The organism is Pedobacter miscanthi, from assembly GCF_003315595.1.
GTDB classification, from domain to species: Bacteria; Bacteroidota; Bacteroidia; order Sphingobacteriales; family Sphingobacteriaceae; genus Pedobacter; species Pedobacter miscanthi.
In genome coordinates this window covers 16,759-37,185 of the sequence record NZ_QNQU01000018.1, presented here as the reverse complement: position 1 = coordinate 37,185, position 20,427 = coordinate 16,759, and the positions used below count along the sequence as shown (strand labels likewise).

At 39.6% G+C, this 20,427-nt stretch carries 17 protein-coding genes; 11 read left to right on the top strand and 6 right to left on the bottom strand.

All coding sequences use genetic code 11. The features are described 5' to 3' along the window. Positions 1–10: 10 nt before the first annotated feature. The 4 genes from DRW42_RS19455 to DRW42_RS19440 all read left to right on the top strand — a co-directional run bounded on the left by DRW42_RS19455 (position 11) and on the right by DRW42_RS19440 (position 6,355). A complete protein-coding gene (locus DRW42_RS19455) occupies positions 11–1,438 on the top strand; it encodes a sialate O-acetylesterase (RefSeq protein ID WP_113950557.1) in 1,428 nt (475 codons plus the stop codon). A gap of 466 nt (positions 1,439–1,904) precedes the next feature. Then, positions 1,905–4,250 carry a DUF5703 domain-containing protein gene (locus DRW42_RS19450; RefSeq protein WP_113950498.1) on the top strand — a complete coding sequence of 782 codons (2,346 nt, stop codon included), beginning with the start codon at positions 1,905–1,907 and terminating at the stop codon, positions 4,248–4,250. Between the two features lie 167 nt (positions 4,251–4,417). Next, a complete protein-coding gene (locus tag DRW42_RS19445; protein ID WP_113950497.1) occupies positions 4,418–5,206 on the top strand; it encodes an L-fucose dehydrogenase in 789 nt (262 codons plus the stop codon). A gap of 135 nt (positions 5,207–5,341) precedes the next feature. Next, positions 5,342–6,355, top strand: a complete 1,014-nt coding sequence (locus DRW42_RS19440) for a zinc-binding alcohol dehydrogenase family protein (RefSeq protein ID WP_113950496.1) — start codon at positions 5,342–5,344, stop codon at positions 6,353–6,355. A 196-nt stretch (positions 6,356–6,551) separates the two neighbouring features. Here DRW42_RS19440 and araA read toward each other — a convergent pair whose 3' ends face one another. From araA to DRW42_RS19425, 3 genes are all read right to left on the bottom strand, one after another. Then, positions 6,552–8,042: an L-arabinose isomerase gene (araA, locus tag DRW42_RS19435; RefSeq protein ID WP_113950495.1), complete on the bottom strand. Its 1,491-nt coding sequence runs from the start codon at positions 8,040–8,042 to the stop codon at positions 6,552–6,554. Positions 8,043–8,400: 358 nt separating this feature from the next. After that, positions 8,401–9,102 (bottom strand): L-ribulose-5-phosphate 4-epimerase, encoded by a 702-nt coding sequence (locus DRW42_RS19430; protein ID WP_113950494.1) that lies wholly within the window; start codon positions 9,100–9,102, stop codon positions 8,401–8,403. After that, positions 9,099–10,799, bottom strand: a complete 1,701-nt coding sequence (locus DRW42_RS19425; protein WP_113950493.1) for a ribulokinase — start codon at positions 10,797–10,799, stop codon at positions 9,099–9,101. Before DRW42_RS19425 ends, DRW42_RS19430 begins: the two co-directional genes overlap by 4 nt. Positions 10,800–10,985: 186 nt before the next feature. Here DRW42_RS19425 and DRW42_RS19420 point away from each other — a divergent pair, with 186 nt between their 5' ends. Further along, entirely contained in the window at positions 10,986–11,876 is an 891-nt protein-coding gene (locus tag DRW42_RS19420) for an aminoglycoside 6-adenylyltransferase (protein WP_244215322.1), read from the top strand. A 6-nt stretch (positions 11,877–11,882) separates the two neighbouring features. After that, positions 11,883–12,413 carry a GNAT family N-acetyltransferase gene (locus tag DRW42_RS19415; protein WP_113950492.1) on the top strand — a complete coding sequence of 177 codons (531 nt, stop codon included), beginning with the start codon at positions 11,883–11,885 and terminating at the stop codon, positions 12,411–12,413. Here DRW42_RS19415 and DRW42_RS19410 read toward each other — a convergent pair whose 3' ends face one another. After that, on the bottom strand, positions 12,414–13,298 hold the full coding sequence (locus DRW42_RS19410; protein WP_113950555.1) for an alpha/beta hydrolase: 885 nt from the start codon (positions 13,296–13,298) through the stop codon (positions 12,414–12,416). Positions 13,299–13,487: 189 nt separating this feature from the next. On the opposite strand from DRW42_RS19410, the gene DRW42_RS19405 reads away from it, so the two are divergent. Both DRW42_RS19405 and DRW42_RS19400 read left to right on the top strand, forming a co-directional pair. Beyond that, positions 13,488–14,303, top strand: a complete 816-nt coding sequence (locus tag DRW42_RS19405; RefSeq protein ID WP_113950491.1) for an SDR family oxidoreductase — start codon at positions 13,488–13,490, stop codon at positions 14,301–14,303. Positions 14,304–14,390: 87 nt separating this feature from the next. After that, positions 14,391–15,302, top strand: a complete 912-nt coding sequence (locus DRW42_RS19400; RefSeq protein WP_113950490.1) for a helix-turn-helix domain-containing protein — start codon at positions 14,391–14,393, stop codon at positions 15,300–15,302. A 562-nt stretch (positions 15,303–15,864) separates the two neighbouring features. Here DRW42_RS19400 and DRW42_RS19390 read toward each other — a convergent pair. Next, a complete protein-coding gene (locus DRW42_RS19390; RefSeq protein WP_113950488.1) occupies positions 15,865–16,749 on the bottom strand; it encodes a LysR family transcriptional regulator in 885 nt (294 codons plus the stop codon). 85 nt (positions 16,750–16,834) lie between these two features. Between DRW42_RS19390 and DRW42_RS19385 the strand changes: the two genes are divergently transcribed. The 3 genes from DRW42_RS19385 (at position 16,835) to DRW42_RS19375 (ending at position 19,964) form a co-directional block, all read left to right on the top strand. Next, on the top strand, positions 16,835–17,803 hold the full coding sequence (locus DRW42_RS19385; RefSeq protein WP_113950487.1) for an alpha/beta fold hydrolase: 969 nt from the start codon (positions 16,835–16,837) through the stop codon (positions 17,801–17,803). Positions 17,804–18,021: 218 nt separating this feature from the next. Continuing rightward, positions 18,022–18,579, top strand: coding sequence for a TetR/AcrR family transcriptional regulator (locus tag DRW42_RS19380; RefSeq protein WP_158544370.1), 558 nt, complete (start codon positions 18,022–18,024; stop codon positions 18,577–18,579). Beyond that, positions 18,576–19,964: an MFS transporter gene (locus DRW42_RS19375; RefSeq protein WP_113950485.1), complete on the top strand. Its 1,389-nt coding sequence runs from the start codon at positions 18,576–18,578 to the stop codon at positions 19,962–19,964. The genes DRW42_RS19380 and DRW42_RS19375 overlap by 4 nt, the downstream gene beginning before the upstream one ends. Here the strand turns inward: DRW42_RS19375 and DRW42_RS19370 are convergent. After that, on the bottom strand, positions 19,941–20,342 hold the full coding sequence (locus DRW42_RS19370) for a hypothetical protein (RefSeq protein ID WP_113950484.1): 402 nt from the start codon (positions 20,340–20,342) through the stop codon (positions 19,941–19,943). The two genes, DRW42_RS19375 and DRW42_RS19370, sit on opposite strands and share 24 nt — an antisense overlap. Between the last annotated feature and the right edge of the window lie 85 nt (positions 20,343–20,427).

Genomic DNA, 20,427 nt, shown 5'->3' with positions numbered 1-20,427 from the left:
AACAAAAAAAATGAAACTAAAACTCATCATATTCCTGAACCTAACCTGTTGCCTCATCGCTTCAGCAACCGTGAAACCTGCCTCCATTTTTACCGATCACATGGTTTTACAACAACAAAGCAATGTGGCCATCTGGGGTTGGGCCAAACCATCCACTAAAGTAAAAATCAATACCTCCTGGAATAAGCAGAATTATACCGTTACTTCCGACCAAAACGGAAAATGGAAAGTAAAAGTTTCTACGCCAACCGCCGGCGGACCGTATGAAATTGAACTAAATGATGGAGAAAAACTCGTTTTAACTGATATATTAATCGGAGAAGTGTGGTTTTGTGGCGGACAATCGAACATGGAAATGCCCATGAAAGGTTTTAAAAGTCAGCCTGTAATTGGTTCCAATGAGGTAATTCTGAAATCAACCAATCAAAACATCAGGCTTTATACCGTTCCGCGTTCTTCGATTACTGAGCGACAAGAAAACAGCAAACCTTCTCCATGGAAATTAGCAGCGCCTGAAACTGTTTCCGGTTTTAGTGCTACTGCCTATTATTTTGGTTCATTATTGAGCGAAATGTTAAACGTACCCATCGGGATCATCAACGACAGTTATGGCGGATCTACAATAGAAGCCTGGATGTCGCCGGAGGATTTAAAAACATTTCCTGAAATTAAAATCCCTTCAAAAACCGACACCATAAAAGAAGTAAGCAGAACGCCAACTACTTTATACAATGGCATGCTTTATCCCGTGATCGGTTATGGCATTAAAGGAGCCATCTGGTACCAGGGCGAATCTAATTACGAACGTCCGGACCGTTACGAAGATTTATTTCCGGCAATGGTGGCCTCATGGAGAAAAAACTGGGGTAATGGCGATTTCCCATTCTATTACGCACAAATCGCACCTTATAATTATGCACAATTGCCACCTTATCACATTGGCGGAAAATATAATTCGGCATTTTTAAGGGATGCGCAACGTAAATCTTTAAGTAAAATCCCAAATTCGGGTATGGCGGTTTTAATGGATATCGGCGAAGAAAAATCGATCCATCCGGCAAATAAAAAACAGGGCGGAACCCGTTTAGCTTATCTTGCTTTGGCTCAAACGTATGGTATAAAAGGTTTTGGTGCCTTAAGTCCAACTTATGATTCCTTCACGGTAGATAAAAATAAAGCAGTTATAAAATTTCAAAATGTGGCAAATGGCTTAACTTCATTCGGGAAAGAACTGAGTTTATTCGAGGTAGCGGGGGCAGATCATAAATTTTATCCGGCAAAAGCAACCATAACCGGAAGCAGTATTACCGTTTCAGCAGATCAGGTAAAAGTTCCTGTGGCTGTGCGTTATGCATTTAAGGATTTTGTAACCGGCGATTTATTTGGAAATGATGGACTACCGGTTTCTTCTTTTCGTACTGATGATTGGGAGAATTAATAATATGATTTTAACCAAAAAGGCACTAAGCACACGAAGTATTTTATTCAGGAACTTAAATGTTCTTATATGCCTGATATGGTCAATTTTTGTGAGCCATCCCTCAGGTGTGCTCAGGTTTCTCAGGTGGTTAAACATTACGCAAAATGAAAAATTAACCATTAAGACACAAAGGATACTAATTATGGGCACCACGAGCTTAAATGTTCTTATATGTCTTATATGGTCAATTTTTTTGAGCCATGCCTCAGGTGTGCTCAGGTATCTTAGGCGGTTAGATGTTACGCAAACTGAATTAACCATTAAGGCACAAAGGAAACTAATTATGGGCACCACGAGCTTAAATGTTCTTATATGTCTTATATGGTCAATTATTTTGAGCTATGCCTCAGGTGTGTTCAGGTATCTTAGGTGGTTAAACATTACGCAAACTGAATTAGCCATTAAGGCACAAAGGATACTAATTATGGGCACCACGAGCTTAAATGTTCTTATATGTCTTATATGGTCAAAAAACAAATACTTAAAAGCATTAAACCTTTTCTTTGTGTTCTTTGTGTCTTTGTGCTTCATCACACAAAATGCTTTTTCGCAAGAAAAAGCTCTAAATAACGTAGTTTGGAACAGCCAAAGTCTTAACTCTTCAGAATCAATGCCTGTAGGCGGTGGCGATATTGGCCTAAACCTCTGGGCAGAAAACGGCAATATCTATCTTTACCTATCCAAAAGCGGCACCTTCGATGAGAACAATACCTTGCTAAAACTAGGCCGTTTAAAACTCAAATTATACCCAAACCCTTTCGAAGGAAAAACTTTTAAACAAGAGCTGATCTTAAAAGACGGTTATGCTCAAATTTCAAGCTCGGATGGTAAGTTAAATACTAGAATTAAGGTCTGGGTAGATGTTTTTAACCCTGTTATACATTTGGAGGTAAATTCAAACCAAAAAATCACCACAGAAGCCGCCTACGAAAGCTGGCGTTTTGAAGACCGGATCACCAAAGGCAAAGAAAATAACCAAAATTCTTATAAATGGGCGCCACAAGGGATTGTAAAAACTTTAAAAGATGAAATTGCTTTTAAAAACAACAGCGTTCAATTTTACCATCAGAATAAATCTGAAACCGTATTCGATGTAACCGTAAAACAGCAGGGTTTAGAGGCTGAAAAATATAAATTATTCAATCCTTTAAAAAACCTGGTTTTTGGCGGTTCAATACAGGGCAACAACATGATTCCGGCAGGAAATTATAATGGAATCTATTTAAGTACGCCCTTTAAAGCCTGGACTTTAAAAAGTAAAAAACCTTCCAGCTCTACAAAACTCACCATTACTTTGAATACGGCAACAACCGGATCAATACAGGACTGGGAAACTAATTTAAAAGCCATAAACAACAAAAACAGCCAAAAAACAAGCATAAATTGGTGGAATGATTACTGGAAAAGAAGTTTCATTTTCATTAATTCGAAGGATGAACTGGCCAATCAATCGTCAAAAAATTATCAGTTGTTCAGGTACATGCTGGGCTGCAATGCTTTTGGAAAATATCCTACAAAGTTTAATGGTGGTTTATTCACTTTCGATCCGCAACTAACAGATACCACATTAAAATATACCCCTGATTTCAGGAATTGGGGCGGAGGTACACATACGGCACAAAACCAGCGTTTGGTTTATTGGCCAATGCTAAAAAGCGGCGATTTTGAAATGATGAAGCCTCAATTCGATTTCTACCTCAATTTATTAAAGAATGCGGAAATCAGAACACAATCTGCTTGGGGGCACAATGGTGCAAGTTTTACCGAACAATTAGAAAATTTTGGATTACCCAATCCCGCTGAATATGGCTGGAAACGTCCTGCAGATTTCAATAAAGGTATGGAATATAATGCCTGGTTAGAATATGAATGGGATACCGTTTTAGAATTCTGCATGATGATTTTGGACACCGAAAGGTATAATGGTGCAAACATTGAAAAATATCTGCCACTGATTGAAAGTTCCTTAACTTTTTTTAAAGAGCATTACACTTATTTAGCCAAACAAAGGGGCGCAAAAGCTTTAGATGCTAACGGTCATTTGGTTTTATTTCCAGGTTCCGGCGCAGAAACCTATAAAATGGCATATAATTCAACATCCACTATTGCTGCTTTAAAAACCGTTTTGGAAAGGCTTCTGGAGCTTCCCAATTTATCTGAAAAACAAAAAACAGAATGGAGCGCGATGTTAACAACCATTCCACCCATTAATTTCAGGTCGTTCAATGGACATACCACCATTGCTCCGGCAAAACTTTGGGAAAGGATCAATAATACAGAAAGTCCGCAGTTATATCCTGTTTATCCATGGGGAATTTACGGCATCGGAAAACCTGGTTTAGACACCGCCATCAATACTTATAAATACGATACCGATGTGCTTAAATTCCGCAGTTATATAGGCTGGAAACAGGATAATATTTTCGCAGCAAGGTTAGGTTTAACCGATGAAGCAGCCAAATTAACCACTGCAAAACTAAAAGATTCAGGAAGAAGATTTCCAGCTTTCTGGGGACCAGGTTTCGATTGGACACCAGACCATAACTGGGGAGGTTCAGGCATGATTGGTTTACAGGAAATGCTGATGCAGGCAGATGGCAAAAAAATCAATCTGTTCCCGGCCTGGCCTAAAGATTGGGATGTGCATTTCAAACTTTACGCACCTTATCAAACCACTGTAGAAGGACAATTGAAGAATGGAAAATTAATAGATTTAAAAGTTATCCCCGAATCGAGGAAAAAGGACGTGATCAATAAAATGATTGGATGATTGAATGGCTTAATGAGAGAACTTGCTTAGCGCTTAAACATTCATTCATTCAAAACTCAATCATTCACTAATTAAAAAAAATGATAGAACGAGTCGGTTTTGAATGATGAAGTGAAAATGTACATTCAATCATTTGATCCATCACTCATTCACTAATTAAAAAAAATATGGATTTACAATTAAAAGAAAAAGTGATCATCATCACAGGTGCAGCAAAAGGCATTGGCCGTAGCATTGCAGAGGTATTTGCCAAAGAAGATGCAATTGCAGTAATTGTTGGCAGAAAAGCAGAAGATAACCAAATAGTAGTTGATGAAACTACCGCACAAGGCAAAAAAGCAGAACAATTTGTAGCTGAGCTTTCCAATCCGGATGATTGCGAAAAAGTTGTTAAAGATATTATTGCAAAATTTGGCCGGATAGATGGTTTGGTGAACAATGCAGGCGTGAATGATGGTGTTGGTTTAGAAAGTGGAAACTATAAGGATTTTATGGCTTCGTTACATAAAAACGTGGTTCATTATTATTTAATGGCGCATCATGCCTTGCCCGAACTGATTAAAAGTAAAGGCGCCATTGTAAACATCACTTCGAAAACGGCAGAAACCGGACAGGGAAATACCTCGGCCTATGCGGCAGCAAATGGTGGTAGAAATGCCTTAACCCGCGAGTGGGCCGTTGAGCTTCTAAAATATGGCATTCGCGTAAACGCAGTAGTTGTTGCCGAATGCTGGACACCAGCCTACGAAACCTGGATAGAAACCCTTGATCATGCAGAAGAAAAATTAAAAGAAATTACCTCTAAAATCCCATTGGAAAACCGGATGACCACTGCAGAAGAAATTGCAAATATGACTGCTTTTTTAATGTCGAACAAATCGAGCCATACCACCGGACAAATTATCCATGTTGATGGCGGTTATGTACATCTGGATAGGGCTTTAGCAAACGCATAAAATGAAAAATGACTGAATGACAGCGTTTTGAATGATTGAATGCAAACCTAAATTAATAATTTAAATTTTGCTATTTAATTTATGTCTAATTAACATTCACTCAGTCTATCATTCAAAATTAAAAAATTAATAAAAATGAAAACCCTTACCTGTACAACTCCGGGCACTTTTGAATACTCGAAAACTGAAAAACCTGAATTAAGAAAGGATCACTCCATCATAAAAATCAAGAGGATAGGTATCTGCGGAACAGATTTACATGCTTTCGAAGGTACACAGCCATTTTTTAACTATCCACGCATTTTAGGTCACGAATTATCAGGTGAACTAGTAGAGGCCGATGGAGCTGATGATTTTAAAATAGGAGAGGCTGTTACCTTCATTCCATATTTTAACTGTGGCGAATGTATTGCGTGCCGCATGAATAAACCCAATTGTTGTGTAAAAATGCAGGTTTGCGGTGTTCATGTTGATGGTGGCATGCGTGAATATTTGCAGGTGCCATCAAAAACGCTGTTACATGGAGAAGGACTAAGTTTTGATGAACTGGCATTAGTTGAACCCTTAGCCATCGGTGCGCATGGCGTGCGCAGGGCAGATGTTCAGCCAGGCGAATTTGTGCTTGTTATAGGAGCTGGACCGATTGGTTTAGGCACCATGGAATTTGCAAGGATAGCTGGCGCAAACGTGATTGCACTGGATATTAATGAAGACCGTTTAGCATTCTGTAAAGAGAAATTAAATGTTGCACACGCGGTTAATGCGCTTTCTAATGATGTAACTCAACAACTGAGCGAGATTACCAATGGCGATATGCCAACGGTTGTAATCGACGCTACAGGTAATCAAAAAGCCATTAACAATGCCATTAATTATATGGCCCACGGCGCAAGGTTTGTGTTAATTGGTCTGCAAAAAGGCGATTTAATCTTTAATCATCCTGAATTCCATAAAAGGGAATCTACCCTGATGAGCAGCAGAAATGCCACAACCGAAGATTTTGAACATGTTATTAAATCGATGAAAGCCGGTTTGGTAAATCCAACAAATTACATCACTCATCAGGTTAATTTTGAAGAAGTAAAAGATGAATTTGAAAGTTGGCTGGACCCTAAAAATGGGGTGATTAAGGCTATGGTGAGGATGTAGTTATTTCAGTGTAACGATAAGCTACGAAAGATCGTCATTTCGAGCGGAGTGAAGCGAAGCCGAGAAATCTATTTTTGAATTACTTCACCTATCAGATCTCTCCACTTCGCGCTGCTTCGGTCGAGATGACGATCGCATAAAAAAGCCGATAATTTAAAAACTATCGGCTTCGGGATGTGGCATTAAATCACTAAAACTATTTATAAAACACCTCATTCCAGTGCAGTTCATTTCTGAACTGGTTAATTTTCGTATCTGCGCCGATATTTACATATTCCAGACCAGCAATATTTGCAAAATCCAGTAAATGCGCTGTTGTTAAATTCTGACTGTAAGCGGTATGGTGTGCACCGCCGGCATAAATCCAGGCTGCACAACCTGTTTTCATATCCGGCAATGGTTTCCAAAGTACGCGTGCTACAGGTAAATTTGGTAAATCATATTCCGCTTCTACAGCTTTTACTTCGTTCACTAACAGGCGGAAACGATTACCCATATCAATTAAAGATGCATTTAGAGCATTGCCACCGGACACATTAAAAACCAAACGTGCGGGATCCGCTTTGCCGCCTATACCCAAAGGATGAACTTCCAGATTGGCTTTACCATTAGCTAAAGAAGCATCAACTTCAAGCATATGCGATCCCAGCACCATTGAATTGGCAGGATCGAAATGATAAGTATAATCTTCCATAAAAGCATTTCCACCAGGTAAACCAGCACCCATTACCTTGCAGGCACGCACCAAAGCAGCTGTTTTCCAGTCACCTTCACCGGCAAAACCATAACCATCGGCCATTAAGCGCTGTGCTGCAATACCTGGCAATTGAATCATGCCATGGAGGTCTTCAAAGGTATCAGAGAAACCTTTAAAACCGCCATCTTCTAAAAATTTTCTTAAACCTAGCTCAATTTTAGCCGCCTCATACACTGATGAATGACTGGCACCACCAACTTTTAAGTCAGCAGCCATTTCATAAGTTTCTTCGTATTCTTTTAATAAAGCTTGAATGGCATTCTCATTAATTCCATTAATTACTGCTACTAAATCACCTATACCATAAGTATTTACCGAAAAGCCAAACTTCATTTCAGCTTCCACTTTATCACCATCAGTTACGGCTACAAAACGCATATTATCGCCAAAACGAACAAATTTTGCACCTTGCCAATCGTTCCATCCGGCAGCAGCCCTGCACCAGGTATCAATCTGTTTTGCCACTTCTTCATCCTGCCAGTGGCCAACCACTACTTTACGGTCTTTACGCATACGGGTAACCATAAAACCAAATTCACGGTCGCCATGGGCACTTTGGTTCAGGTTCATAAAGTCCATATCTATGCTATTCCATGGAATATCGCGATTAAACTGCGTGTGCAGGTGCAATAAGGGTTTCTGTAATACATTTAAACCCCTGATCCACATTTTGGCCGGAGAAAAGGTATGCATCCAGGTAATTACCCCGATGCAATTTTTATCGATATTGGCCTGTTGTAAAGTTTCGAAAATCTCTTCAGTGGTTTTCACAATGGGTTTATATACTACCGAAACGGAAATATGTCCATTCTGGTTTAGCGAATCTGCCACTTGTTGTGCATGTTCTGCCACTTGTTTTAAGGTTTCTTCTCCGTACAAATGTTGTGTACCGGTGATGAACCAAACCTCTAATTTTTTTAAATCAATCATTATGATGTTGTTTTTAATTTATTTCTTTCTCCGTTCAAACTTCCGTGGTCTGTGTCTTCACAGATCGCTATACATATGCTTTTTATTGAAAAGCCAGGTCCGTGTTTCATCGGTTAGGGTAGTCCTGCTTTCCATTTTATCCCAATTTTACATCGGGATGCTCACTCCAATCAGGTTTATTTTACTTAGGTTAACCTTACAATGTTAAACCCGACAGCAGCGGCAGCTCCCGATCCTTCATCGGGACTACAGCGAATGGCGGGACTATCTTTCATAAAGAACCATTGCAACTGCTTTTCTAATTCTCTAAATTTTTTATGTCATTGAGCGTCAAAACTTCTAACTAATAATTCCTAACTCATTTCTGCCCGTAATAAGCGCCGTCACCGTGCTTTCTTTGATAATGTTTATCTATTAACGAATCTTTCAATTTCGGTGCCTGCGGATTAATCTGTTCGGTTAATAAAGCCATCTGTGCTACGGTTTCTAAAACGGCACTGTTATATACCGCTTTATCAGCTGTTTTGCCCCAGGTAAAAGGAGCGTGGTTTCCTACTAAAATCATTTCGACTTCTTTATGACTTAAACCCAGGCTTTTAAAATGATTCATAATCTGAAAACCGGTTTCATATTCATAATTTCCTTTAATCATCTCATCGGCCATAGGTGGTGCACATGGAATATCGACCGTTAAATGGTCGGCATGTGTCGTGCCGAAAATCGGAATAGCCCTTTGTGACTGCGCCCAAGCTGTGCCGTAAGTAGAGTGAGTATGCACGATGCCTGCGATATCTTCCCAATGTTTGTATAAAACCGCATGGGTTTTAGTATCAGACGATGGACGTAAGTTGCCTTCAACGGTGTTGCAATCAAAATCTACGATCACCATATCATTTGGAGATAAATCTTCGTAAGGAACACCACTCGGCTTAATTGCAAAAACACCTTTAGCGCGGTCTGCAGCACTTACATTACCAAAAGTAAATAATACCAAACCCAACTTGGGCAATTGCATATTGGCCCGATATGCCTGTTCTTTTATATCCTGATAATTGCTCATGATAGATAAGGTTTAACATCTTTTTTATTGTATTTTTCGAGGTAACGGCCTAATCCGAGGTACTGCTGATAATGCTGGCGGTACAGCTTTTTCTTTTTGATATCAGGCTTGTATTCCTTTTCGAAACCCGTTCCCATGGCAGCCATAGCCGCTTCGATGGTAGGATAGATGCCTGCCGCAACCGCAGCAAACATGGCTGCACCTAAAGCACAGGTATGCTCAAAACGATGGATCCTGATCGGCATTTCCAATACATCAGCCATCATCTGCATAATGTATGATGATTTTTTTGCTACGCCACCTATACCAATAATCCCTTTTACAGGTACGCCCTGTTCTTTAAAACGATCTACAATGGCCTTTGCACCAAAACAGGTTGCTGCCGCTAAAGCGCGGAAAAATCTTGGGGCATCGGTACCCAAACCTAAACCGGTAATGGCACCTTTTAATTCCTGGTTGGCATCTGGTGTTCTTCTGCCGTTTAACCAATCGATGGCCAGTTCTGCATAATCAGTATCTTCCAAAGCTTCGGCCTGTTTACTCAGGTTTGCAATAATTTTACCTTCTAATTCTTCTTTCAAAGCTATTGCTGTAGCCTCATCAATTAAGTTAGATTCAGTTAGTAAATGGTTTAAGGGCCAGCTGATTAGATTTTTAAACCAGGCATACACATCGCCAAAAGCAGATTGTCCTGCTTCTAAACCTGCCATACCCGGAATTACTGATCCGTTTACCTGTCCGCAGATGCCGTTAATTAATTTTCCGTGCAGATCTGCGTTAGGAGCAATTAAAATATCGCAGGTACTGGTACCCATTACTTTACTGAGGTAATAAGGCTCAATCTGTCCGCCAACAGCCCCCATGTGTGCATCAAATGCGCCAACGCCAACAACTACACTGGTATTTAAACCTAATTTCGTTGCCCATTCTTCGCTTAATGTTCCTGCTGAAATATCTGAAGTATAGGTGTCAACAAAAAGTTTATCCCTAAAGCCGGCTAATAAAGGATCTAGGCTGCTAAAGAAATTTTCAGGAGGTAAGCCGTTAAACTCTTCTGCCCAAAGGGCTTTATGCCCGGCGGCGCAACGACTCCGTTTCATGTCTTTAATATCGTTTCCACCGCAAAGTAAAAATGGGATCCAGTCGCAATGCTCTACCCACGATGCTGTGCTGTTTTTAACAACAGCATCGATCCTTAAAATGCGCAATAATTTAGACCAGAACCATTCTGATGAATAAATTCCGCCTACATATTTAAGGTAATTAACCGGAAACTTTTTGGCATGTTCATTAATTTCTGCCGCTTCTTTAACGGCGGTATGATCTTTCCAAAGCACAAACATGGCGTTTGGATTCTCTTCGAAACCAGGCGTTAAAGCTAATGGTGTTCCACTTGCATCAACAGCTACCGGACTAGAACCTGTGGTATCAACTGAAATCCCTTTCACCTGATGGGCAATTTCAGCTCCGCCAGCTTTTGCCAGGCAATCTTTTATGGTATGGGTTAAACCTTCAATATAATCTAATGGATGCTGCCTGAACTGGTTAATTGCAGGTTTGCAATACAGGCCTTTCTGCCATCGCGGATAAAAGAAAACAGAAGAAGAAATTTCTTTTCCGTTAGCGGTATCAACCAGAACGGAGCGGACAGAATCCGTCCCGTAATCTACACCGATTACATAGTTTGCTGTGCTCATAACAATAAATAATCGTCTAATTAACGTTTATTTATTTGAAATAAAAAATTTTAGTGATTTTTTAGCTGGAATAGGATTTCATACAGACACACAAAGCACTATGAACTAAGCACATGCAACTTCTCAAAAACACTTTAAAATCTAAATTCATCAAAAAAAAGTAAATTAGAACACAAAGAAAACGATATGATTAAAACCAGAAGTGAACAGCAAATGATGCAGTTAATTATGGACGTGGCCAATCAAAATCCGGCAATAAGGGCGGTTTTACTCAATGGTTCGAGGGCAAATCCAAATGTAGAACAAGATATTTTTCAGGATTACGATATCATTTATGTGGTAAACAACTTAAGCAATTTTTTAAATAATCACAGCTGGATTGATGTTTTCGGCGACCGGATGATCCTTCAAATGCCGGAAGATATGGAGCTTTATCCTCCATCGCCTGAACTGGAAGGAGCATTTTCTTATCTGATGCAATTTATGGATGGAAACCGGATTGACCTGATCCTTGTTCCATTGGAAAATTTGAGTCGTTTTGTTGACGACAGTTTGTGTAAATTATTGCTGGATAAAGATGATATGATCAGTTTAAGAGCGTTGGCACCGGCTAGTGAAAATAGTTACCTGGTAAATAAACCTTCAGTAAGGGCATTTCATGATTGCTGCAACGAATTTTGGTATACCAGTGCAGGATTAGCGAAAAGCATCTGGCGCGGTCAGATCACCTATACAAAGCAACTCTTTCATCATGTTATCCATGATGCCCTGATTCAGATGATTGATTGGCACATCGGATTCCGTTATCATTTTTCGGTAAATCCGGGCAAATATGGAAAGTTTTATAAAAAATACCTTGAACCAGATCTATACCACGAGCTTATCCAAACCTACCGCAGTGCCGAACTTCCTGAATTATGGAATGCTTTATTCTTAACCATTAAGCTTTTTCAAAAAGTGGCGCATCATGTTGCTGAACAGCTTGGCATACCTTATCCATTAACAGAACATCAATACATTACCGAATATTTGCAGCATGTTAAACAGCTTCCCAAAAATGCTAAGCAAATATATTAACCAAATATGATAGCCATTAGAACACTGGAAATAGCGGAGCTATCCTGCATTAATGAAATCGATCGTTCGGAAGAGATTTTTGAGGTCTACCAGTTTCAGGAGAATCGGTTAAGACTTATACCACACCGTGAAAGCGTTTCGGGCTTTGAGGAAGGCGAACTCAAAGCAATTATTAGTCGTCAGCGTAAGCTCTTAGAAACCGGAGGAAAGGTATTCGGAGCTTTTGATAATCAAAAATTGATCGGAGTTGCTTCAGTAGAAAATAAAAAAAGAGGTTTGCTGCAAAACTATTGTAAAATGGATATTCTTTATGTGAGCAAACTTTACCAGGGTAAAGGGATTGCCAGCCAAATGGTAGAGGCATCTAAACAGGCAGCAAAAAAATTTGGGGCAGATAAATTGTATATTTCGGCTACACCTACCAAAAATACCATCAATTTTTATTTAAAAAGGGGAGCAGTGCCGGTAATGGATTTGGATCAGGAATTATTTGTTATAGAACCTGAAGATATCCATTTGGAACTGAAAGTGGATTGATCATTGTTCTTTTGTGTTTACAGGATACAAAAACCTAAACGAGTTGGAAACTGCCTGGTGCAGAATAGTAGCATGATTCTCCTGTGGCAAATAATCGAAATAAACTTTTATATTTTTATTCTTCGTTTCTTTAATCTTCTCTGCCAAAAGATTGGCATCAACTTCCATCACCCTGGGTATTGCTGTTGGCGTAAGTCCTTCTTTACCCACGGCAATATAAACCTGCGTGGGCTGATTAAAATTGCTTTCTGCAATTTTTGTTTTTTCATTTAATAAAGACCCATTGTTCCACCATAAACTGGGACTAACAATAACATAATTATTAAATAGTGATGGTTTTTTAAATAACATTTCGGTAATTAATAAGCCGCCTAACGATTGTCCGATGATGGTTTTATTATAGTTGGTCTTATATTTCTTTTCGATATAGGGCTGCAACTCATTACCTATAAAAGCCATAAACCGATCGGAATGACCTGTAGTAGGAAATTTCTTTTTATCCGCTTCAATAGTCGTTGCGAAAGTAAAATCTCTTCTGCGATCAACAGTTGCAATGCCAACTACAATCGATTTCGGCACCTGATTTACCCATTCAAAACTGTTAAACTGCACAAGGCCCACTACATGAATAAAATCCTCATCAGCAGATCCGTCGAGCAGGTAAATTACCGGGTATTTTGTAGTGTCATTCTGATTATAACCTTCGGGCAAGTATATATTCAATGTTCTTTTTTCACCCAATTCTTTTGATTGTATTTCATTTATCACACCAAGTACAAAGGACTTTTCTTTCACCGTTTCTTTTTGTGCAAAGGCAAATACCTGGCAAAAAGCAAGAAGTGTAACTAAAAAGACTCTTTTATCTGTAAATTTTCGTTGTTTCATTAAAATGGATGTTTTGGCGAAAATTAACAATTCTCTAATCAAAATCAATAAATTTCTCAACGTCATGGGCATAAGATTGATATTGTTGTTTATGCAAATCCGTAAAAAGCATACAAGTTACCTGAATTAGTATTATTTACGGATAGCCTTTGCTACAGACCTTTACACCATCATTTAAAATTTAAAAAGATGGACAAAACAATTTTAATTACAGGAGCAAGCTCAGGTATTGGTGCTGCAACTGCTAAATTATTTCAATCAAAAGGCTGGAATGTTATCGCTACCATGAGAAACCCTGAGAGTGCAACAGAGCTGGCTTCACTAAACAATGTATGGGTAACCAAACTCGATGTACTGGATCTGGCTTCGATAGAAAATGCAGTAAATGAAGGCATCCAGAAATTTGGCAAAATAGATGTATTGCTGAACAATGCCGGCTATGGTGCTTATGGGACTTTAGAATCTTATCCAAGAGAAAACATTATCCGCCAGTTTAGTACCAATGTAATCGGGCTTTTAGATGTAACAAAAGCACTCTTACCTCATTTCCGCTCAAATAAAAACGGCATCATTATTAATATTTCATCTATCGGAGGTAAAATGACTTTCCCATTGGGCAGTTTGTATCACGGAACCAAATTCGCTGTAGAAGGTATTTCAGAATCGCTTAGTTACGAAGTAGCACAGTTTGGTGGAAAGGTAAAAATCATAGAGCCAGGAGCCATTGCTACTGATTTTGCGGGCCGTTCGTTCGATTTCAGTAATGACGAAAGCCATACGGAGTACCAAGCTATGGTAGGCAAGGTAATGACGGCCTTACCAGCATTATTCGAAAATGCATCGCCTGCGGGTGTGGTTGCTGATGTAATTTACGAAGCGGCTACTGATGGTAGCGACCAATTAAGGTATACAGCAGGAGAGGATGCCAGAGTAATCATCTCAAACCGTCAGCAGGCCGACGATCAATCGTTTATTGGCACTATGAAAGCACAGTTTGGACTTTAATTTCTATAACGGAGAATGGCATCCAAATCATGTTATTCTCCGTTATTTCCCCTAAAATTATCATATTTACCCTAACAATTAATCATAATGAGCGTATTTATCCATTTGCAAACTGTTTCGGATGTGTTTAAGTTTTTTCAACTGGATCAAAAAATCCATCATCCACTCATTGCCGTTGTTGATTTTAGCAGGGTAAATGAACAGATAAACGGTGAAACAAGGATTTCGGCAGATTTCTATACGCTGATTTTCAAAAACTACAATAGGAACAACATTAAGTATGGCCGTAAACTTATCGATTTTCAGGATGGCAGTTTAATCTGCATGGCTCCCGGACAAATCCTTGAGCTAGATAATGATGTGGAAGAATCGCCTGAAATGATGGGTTGGGGGTTATTTTTCCATCCTGATCTGATCAGGGCAACTTCTTTAAATGATAAAATGAAGGATTACAGCTTCTTTTCTTACCAAATGTCTGAATCGCTCCACCTATCAGAAAAGGAAAAGCAGATCCTGTACGAAACCGTAACAAAAATTGACATCGAACTTCAGGAGAACATTGATGCGCACAGTCAGGCAATTATTGTTTCCACCATCGAGTTGCTTTTAAATTATTGCTCACGTTTTTATGGCAGGCAATTCATTACCAGGAAAAACTCCAATAACTCGGTAGTGGCACAGATAGAAAAAATATTAAGTGGCTATTTTAAAAATAACCAGCTCAAAGAACAAGGGCTACCTTCGGTAAAATTCCTGGCCGAACAGGTGCATTTATCGCCAGGCTATCTGAGCGATCTGCTTAAAAAGGAAACAGGTAGAAATACGCAAGACCATATCCATCTTTATTTAATCGAAGAAGCCAAAAACATGCTGTTAAACAGCGATGGTTCTGTTGCAGAAATCGCATACCGATTGGGTTTTGAATATCCCCAGTATTTTAACAAACTCTTTAAACAGAAAACCGGAAAAACGCCGGTAGAATTCAGGAGTATGAATTAAACTCTTCACTAAAGAAAGATTAATCACAAAATTTACGATGAAGGCAAAAAATTAATGTAATTCAAATCTGCAATATCCGTGTAATCTGCGGGAGAAAAATAACTGATACTTTTACCTCACAACTCTCTCTGTTACTATAGAGATGACTGCTGCTATATAAAGTTCCATGTAAATCCGTGCTTCCGTGGCTAATTTAACATCATACAACTCAATCTGCTACATCCGCGTAATCTGCGGGAGAAAATAGCTAATACTTTTCCCTCACAGGGTTTTCCACTATTACCGAGAAGTCGGGTGCTATATAATTCCGTGTAAATCCGTGCTTCCGTGGCTAAATTAACATCATACAATTCAATCTGCAATATCCGCATAATCTGCGGGAGAAAAATAGCTGAAACATTTCCCTCACAGAGTTTTCCACTATTACCGAGAAGACGGGTGCTATATAATTCCGTGTAAATCTGTGCCTCCGTGGCTAATTTAACATTATACAACTCAATCTGCAATATCCGCGTAATCTGCAGGATAAAAAGCTGATACTTTCCCCTCATAAATCTCTCCGCTACGACCGAGATAACGGGTTCCCGGTATCTTCATAAAGACTGATAAACGCTTTTAAAGCAGGGGATGGCGGTACATCTTTTCTGTAAACCAAAAGCGTTCTCATCATAGCCAGTTCCTTTGGGATAGCAAAAGTTTTAATTTTTCGGCTACCATAAAATGAGGTTATGATTTCGTGTGGCAAAAAACTAAATCCAATGCCCGATTCGATAAAATTTACAACCCCTTCAATCGAATTCATTACTGTTTTATGGTATTGCGAAACACCTTTACTCACCAGCCACGATTCGAGCCTGGCCCTAAAAACACAGCCCTGATCAAAAACAATTGCCTTTAATGGATTTCGTTTCAGCAAATCATCCAGGTTTTTACAATCTGCAGGTGCTACGGCCACAATTTCCTCATCCTTTACCCTTAACTGCACTAATTCTGGAATATCCAGAGGAGCAGGTACAAAAGCGGCATCAAGTCTGTAATTCATAACATCACTGATCAATGCCGAACGCATCGCCGATTTAAATTCCAGGTCTACATAAGGGAATTTGTGCGCCAGTTCATTAATCAGTTCAGGGCCTTTAATCGTCATCATCGTTTCCAACGCACCTATTTTAATCTGCCCTTTTATCACTTCGCTTTTGCCGATAGCACGTTTCGCCTCATCTATCAGGTGATTTAACTGCTTGCTGTAACGAATCAGGGTTTCGCCGGCAGCAGTAAGTTCTACTTTACGGTTGCTCCGGGTAAATAATGGTACACCAAATTCTTCTTCCAGGTTTTTAATCCTCGCCGTAACATTAGATTGTACAGTAAACATGGCTTCGGCAGCCCTGGTAAAACTACCGTGATGGGCCACAGCCTCAAATAAATTAAGATCGTTGGTGTTCATAAATCATATTTAATGATATATATAATCTATATAAATCATTTTGAATGATCAAATGTAGCGTCTACTTTTGATAAAAAAAAGGAAAATGAAAAAATTAACATTTGCCGCTTTACTGCTAGTGAGCGGTTTATTAACAAATTCAAACATCATGGCACAGTCAAGTATTAACACTAACAACCAGGCAGATAATGCACGGTCTATTCATTACCGAAGGATAAATGCCAACGGTCAAAGCATTTTTTACCGTGAAGCTGGTCCGGCGGGAGCACCAACTATATTACTTTTGCATGGTTATCCAACCTCATCGCACATGTTCCGCGAACTAATCCCGATTTTGATGGAAAAATACCACGTTATTGCCCCTGATCTGCCAGGCTTTGGCTATTCGGATGCTCCCGACAGAACCAAATTTGCCTATACCTTTGATAACCTGGCCAAAACCATGCAGTCCTTTGTAGATGGCCTGGGTCTTAAAAGATTTGCCATTTACGTATTCGATTATGGCGCTCCAACCGGTTTCCGTTTAGCGCTTGCCAATCCGGAGAAAATTACCGGTATCATCTCACAAAATGGTAATGCTTATGTAGCAGGTTTAAGTTCGGGCTGGAACCCCATCCAGAAATACTGGGAGCATGATACACAGGAAAACAGGGAGGCATTGAAGTCATTTCTTACGCCTGAAGGAACAAAATTTCAATATTTTACTGGTGTTAGCGATACAACATTAATTGCGCCCGAATCCTATACACTGGATCAACATTTTCTCGATCGTCCGGAATCTACCGAGATACAATTAGATCTTTTAAAAGATTATAAAACCAACGTAGCATTATACCCTAAATTTCAGGAGTATTTCAGAAACCGTAAACCAAAATTTTTAGCCGTGTGGGGAAATAAAGATCCTTTCTTTCTGCCACCAGGTGCCGAAGCTTATAAAAGAGACATTCCGGATGCAACGGTTAAATTTTATAATACCGGCCACTTTGCATTAGAAACCCATGTAAAGGAAATAGGAGAGGAAATCTTAAAATTTTTGGCAACGCTGCCGAAATAAAGCCGATTATAATCGCTTTCTATGAAAGGATTGCATTGCAGACATAAAATTATCCATCCTAAGTTGTCGGAGGATCTTCCATAATACTGTGTAAGGTCTTTCGACAACTTGTCCCGATTTTTCAGCGGGAGACTCAATGTAATACATGGTTTTGTTGAAGTATTCTAATATTTTAAAATATATTTAGACTAGTCTGTCTAAATATATACTTTCGTTACGTGAAAGAAAACAACCTCAGGCAACGGCTATTGGATACGGCTGGACGCTTATTTTACGAACAGGGTTACAAACAAACTGGCATCAACCAGATTATTGAGGAAGCAGCCATAGCGCGAGGCTCATTTTACTATCATTTCAGTTCTAAAGCTGAGCTGCTGGCCGCTTACCTTGATCGTTTTGTAAACGAGTGGTTTGTTGGTGCGGATGTTTATCTGGCTAAAATCAGCGATCCCAAAGCACGCATTACCGGATTGATCGATTACCGGATCGCCAATCAAAAAAAGAACGGGTTAAGTGGTTGCGCATTGTTAAAAGCAAATGCAGGACTTGAAGCAGGCGATGATGAGCTGCGCAAACACATCAGGGTACTCAAACAGAAAATGCACGATTATATTGCCAAAGTTGTGGCAGCATCGGGTCACAGGCAGATCCTTACTAACGAAGCTTTAACCGATATGGTGGTATTATTAAGCGATGGAGCATTGGTTGGTACGGCAATCTTTCACAATACCAGCGATCTGGAAAAAGCAGGTACCCTTATCAGTCAATTAATATGAACAAAACAGTTTCTCCGTGGCTGGCGCTCTTCATTGTGTTAACCGCACCATTATTATCGGTTATCGATGTATTTATTATCAACGTTGCCATTCCTTCGATAAAAACTGGCGTACATGCCAGTGATGCGCAGATACAACTGGTAATTGCAGGTTACCTGTTGGGTTATGCTTCCTTTTTAATTACCGGCGGCAGGATGGGAGACCACTACGGAAGAAAACGTATTTTCTTTTGGGGAATGGTGGGATTTACCATATTTTCCTGTTTATGTGGTATTTCGCAAACCGCTACCCAGTTAAATATGGTGCGTTTTTTACAGGGCGTTAGCGCTGCTTTTATGGTTCCGCAAGCAATTGCTTTTATACAGGTTTTATTTACCGATCCTTCGGAAAGGTCGAAAGCGATTGGCTGGTTTGGCATATCATTGGGGCTGGCTTCCATCATCGGACAGGTTTTAGGCGGTTACTTTTCGGGTGGACATTTTTTTGTAGCGGGCTGGAGGTTGATCTTTCTGGTTAATTTACCCATTGGCCTGGCTTCATTATGGGCAGCGCACCGGTATCTTCCTGAAACGGTCAGGCATCAAAAAACTAAAATGGATATTTCTGGTGTGGGTATATTAACACTGGCATTGTTCAGCCTGATTTATCCACTTATCCAGGGGCGCGAATCAGGCTGGCCATGGTGGAGTTTTGCTTTGCTGGTATTATCAGGGTTGATATTTGTTTTCTTTTTCATTAACCAGCGTAAAAAGAAAGCTGCAGGTAAAAGTCCATTGATTGATGAAGCATTGTTTGGTTTCCGCGATTTTAATATCGGTTTGTTAGCAGTACTTTTTCATTTTATGATGCATACCTGTTACCTGCTGATGAGTGCTGTTTTTCTGCAGAACGGACTTGGTTTAAGCCCATTAGTTTCTGGTTTATATTTTGTGGCACCGGGATTATTGTTTACGTTCACTTCAATTGTGGCGGCCAGATTATTGCCAAAATATGGTACACCGGTAATGCAGGTTGGGATAGTTATTATTGTATTAACCTTTGGCCTGCAGATTTTCTACTTTAAAACAGGTGTTGGCGCAATTACCTTGTTTATACTTCAGGCACTTTACGGATTGGGGAATGGTTTGGTTTTGCCGTCATTACTTAATGTTACCCTGAGGAGAATGCCTTCTGAATTTGCAGGCGCTGCAGCAGGTATTTACTCCACTATACAACAAACCGCATCGGCTTTGGGCATCTGTATTATCGGTGGCTTATTTTATTATGTGATTGACCATACAAAGAGTACACAACTTGCTTTTCATTATGGTTTAACCGCCGATATTGCCTGTTTGGTATTGGTGAGTATACTGTTAAAATGTTTACCCAAGAAAGTAAAACCTTAATGTAAAAGATCCCAGTACCATACTTAAAACGATGATAGCAATAAGGCTGGTAGTGGCAACGTTATCCTTCGCTTCCGGTTTCTCAATCGAACTGATAATTACATTGGTACCTTTGGTAGCGCCATCAACGGTACAGGTGCCCCTGTAAGGCGACGTATAGGATATAGATACTTCCTGTGGCAGCTCTCCGATAACATAATCAACCGCTAAGGAGTAGTGCCTGCAAGAGCTCGAATCCGTAAACTTAAAATCAGTATATACACGGGCCTGGCCATTATATTTAATGATACATCCTGTTGGATAATCATCAGATGCATAAACGGATTTAACGTTTAAAAACATTAACCCCATAAGCAGGCTAAAAACAAGGAAACGCATAAGTCACACAATTTTAGGAAATTCTTAATACCAAAATTAAGCTTGTATCCGCATACGAACAGGGGGTAAAATCGTCTATTTAGAG

Bases quoted from the DNA above. Each gene is read 5' to 3' on its own strand.
- DRW42_RS19455 (WP_113950557.1), top strand. From the start codon at position 11: ATGAAACTAAAACTCATCATATTCCTGAACCTAACCTGTTGCCTCATC.
- DRW42_RS19450 (WP_113950498.1), top strand. From the start codon at position 1,905: ATGGGCACCACGAGCTTAAATGTTCTTATATGTCTTATATGGTCAAAA.
- DRW42_RS19445 (WP_113950497.1), top strand. From the start codon at position 4,418: ATGGATTTACAATTAAAAGAAAAAGTGATCATCATCACAGGTGCAGCA.
- DRW42_RS19440 (WP_113950496.1), top strand. From the start codon at position 5,342: ATGAAAACCCTTACCTGTACAACTCCGGGCACTTTTGAATACTCGAAA.
- araA (WP_113950495.1), bottom strand. From the start codon at position 8,042: ATGATTGATTTAAAAAAATTAGAGGTTTGGTTCATCACCGGTACACAA.
- DRW42_RS19430 (WP_113950494.1), bottom strand. From the start codon at position 9,102: ATGAGCAATTATCAGGATATAAAAGAACAGGCATATCGGGCCAATATG.
- DRW42_RS19425 (WP_113950493.1), bottom strand. From the start codon at position 10,799: ATGAGCACAGCAAACTATGTAATCGGTGTAGATTACGGGACGGATTCT.
- DRW42_RS19420 (WP_244215322.1), top strand. From the start codon at position 10,986: ATGATTAAAACCAGAAGTGAACAGCAAATGATGCAGTTAATTATGGAC.
- DRW42_RS19415 (WP_113950492.1), top strand. From the start codon at position 11,883: ATGATAGCCATTAGAACACTGGAAATAGCGGAGCTATCCTGCATTAAT.
- DRW42_RS19410 (WP_113950555.1), bottom strand. From the start codon at position 13,298: ATGAAACAACGAAAATTTACAGATAAAAGAGTCTTTTTAGTTACACTT.
- DRW42_RS19405 (WP_113950491.1), top strand. From the start codon at position 13,488: ATGGACAAAACAATTTTAATTACAGGAGCAAGCTCAGGTATTGGTGCT.
- DRW42_RS19400 (WP_113950490.1), top strand. From the start codon at position 14,391: ATGAGCGTATTTATCCATTTGCAAACTGTTTCGGATGTGTTTAAGTTT.
- DRW42_RS19390 (WP_113950488.1), bottom strand. From the start codon at position 16,749: ATGAACACCAACGATCTTAATTTATTTGAGGCTGTGGCCCATCACGGT.
- DRW42_RS19385 (WP_113950487.1), top strand. From the start codon at position 16,835: ATGAAAAAATTAACATTTGCCGCTTTACTGCTAGTGAGCGGTTTATTA.
- DRW42_RS19375 (WP_113950485.1), top strand. From the start codon at position 18,576: ATGAACAAAACAGTTTCTCCGTGGCTGGCGCTCTTCATTGTGTTAACC.
- DRW42_RS19370 (WP_113950484.1), bottom strand. From the start codon at position 20,342: ATGCGTTTCCTTGTTTTTAGCCTGCTTATGGGGTTAATGTTTTTAAAC.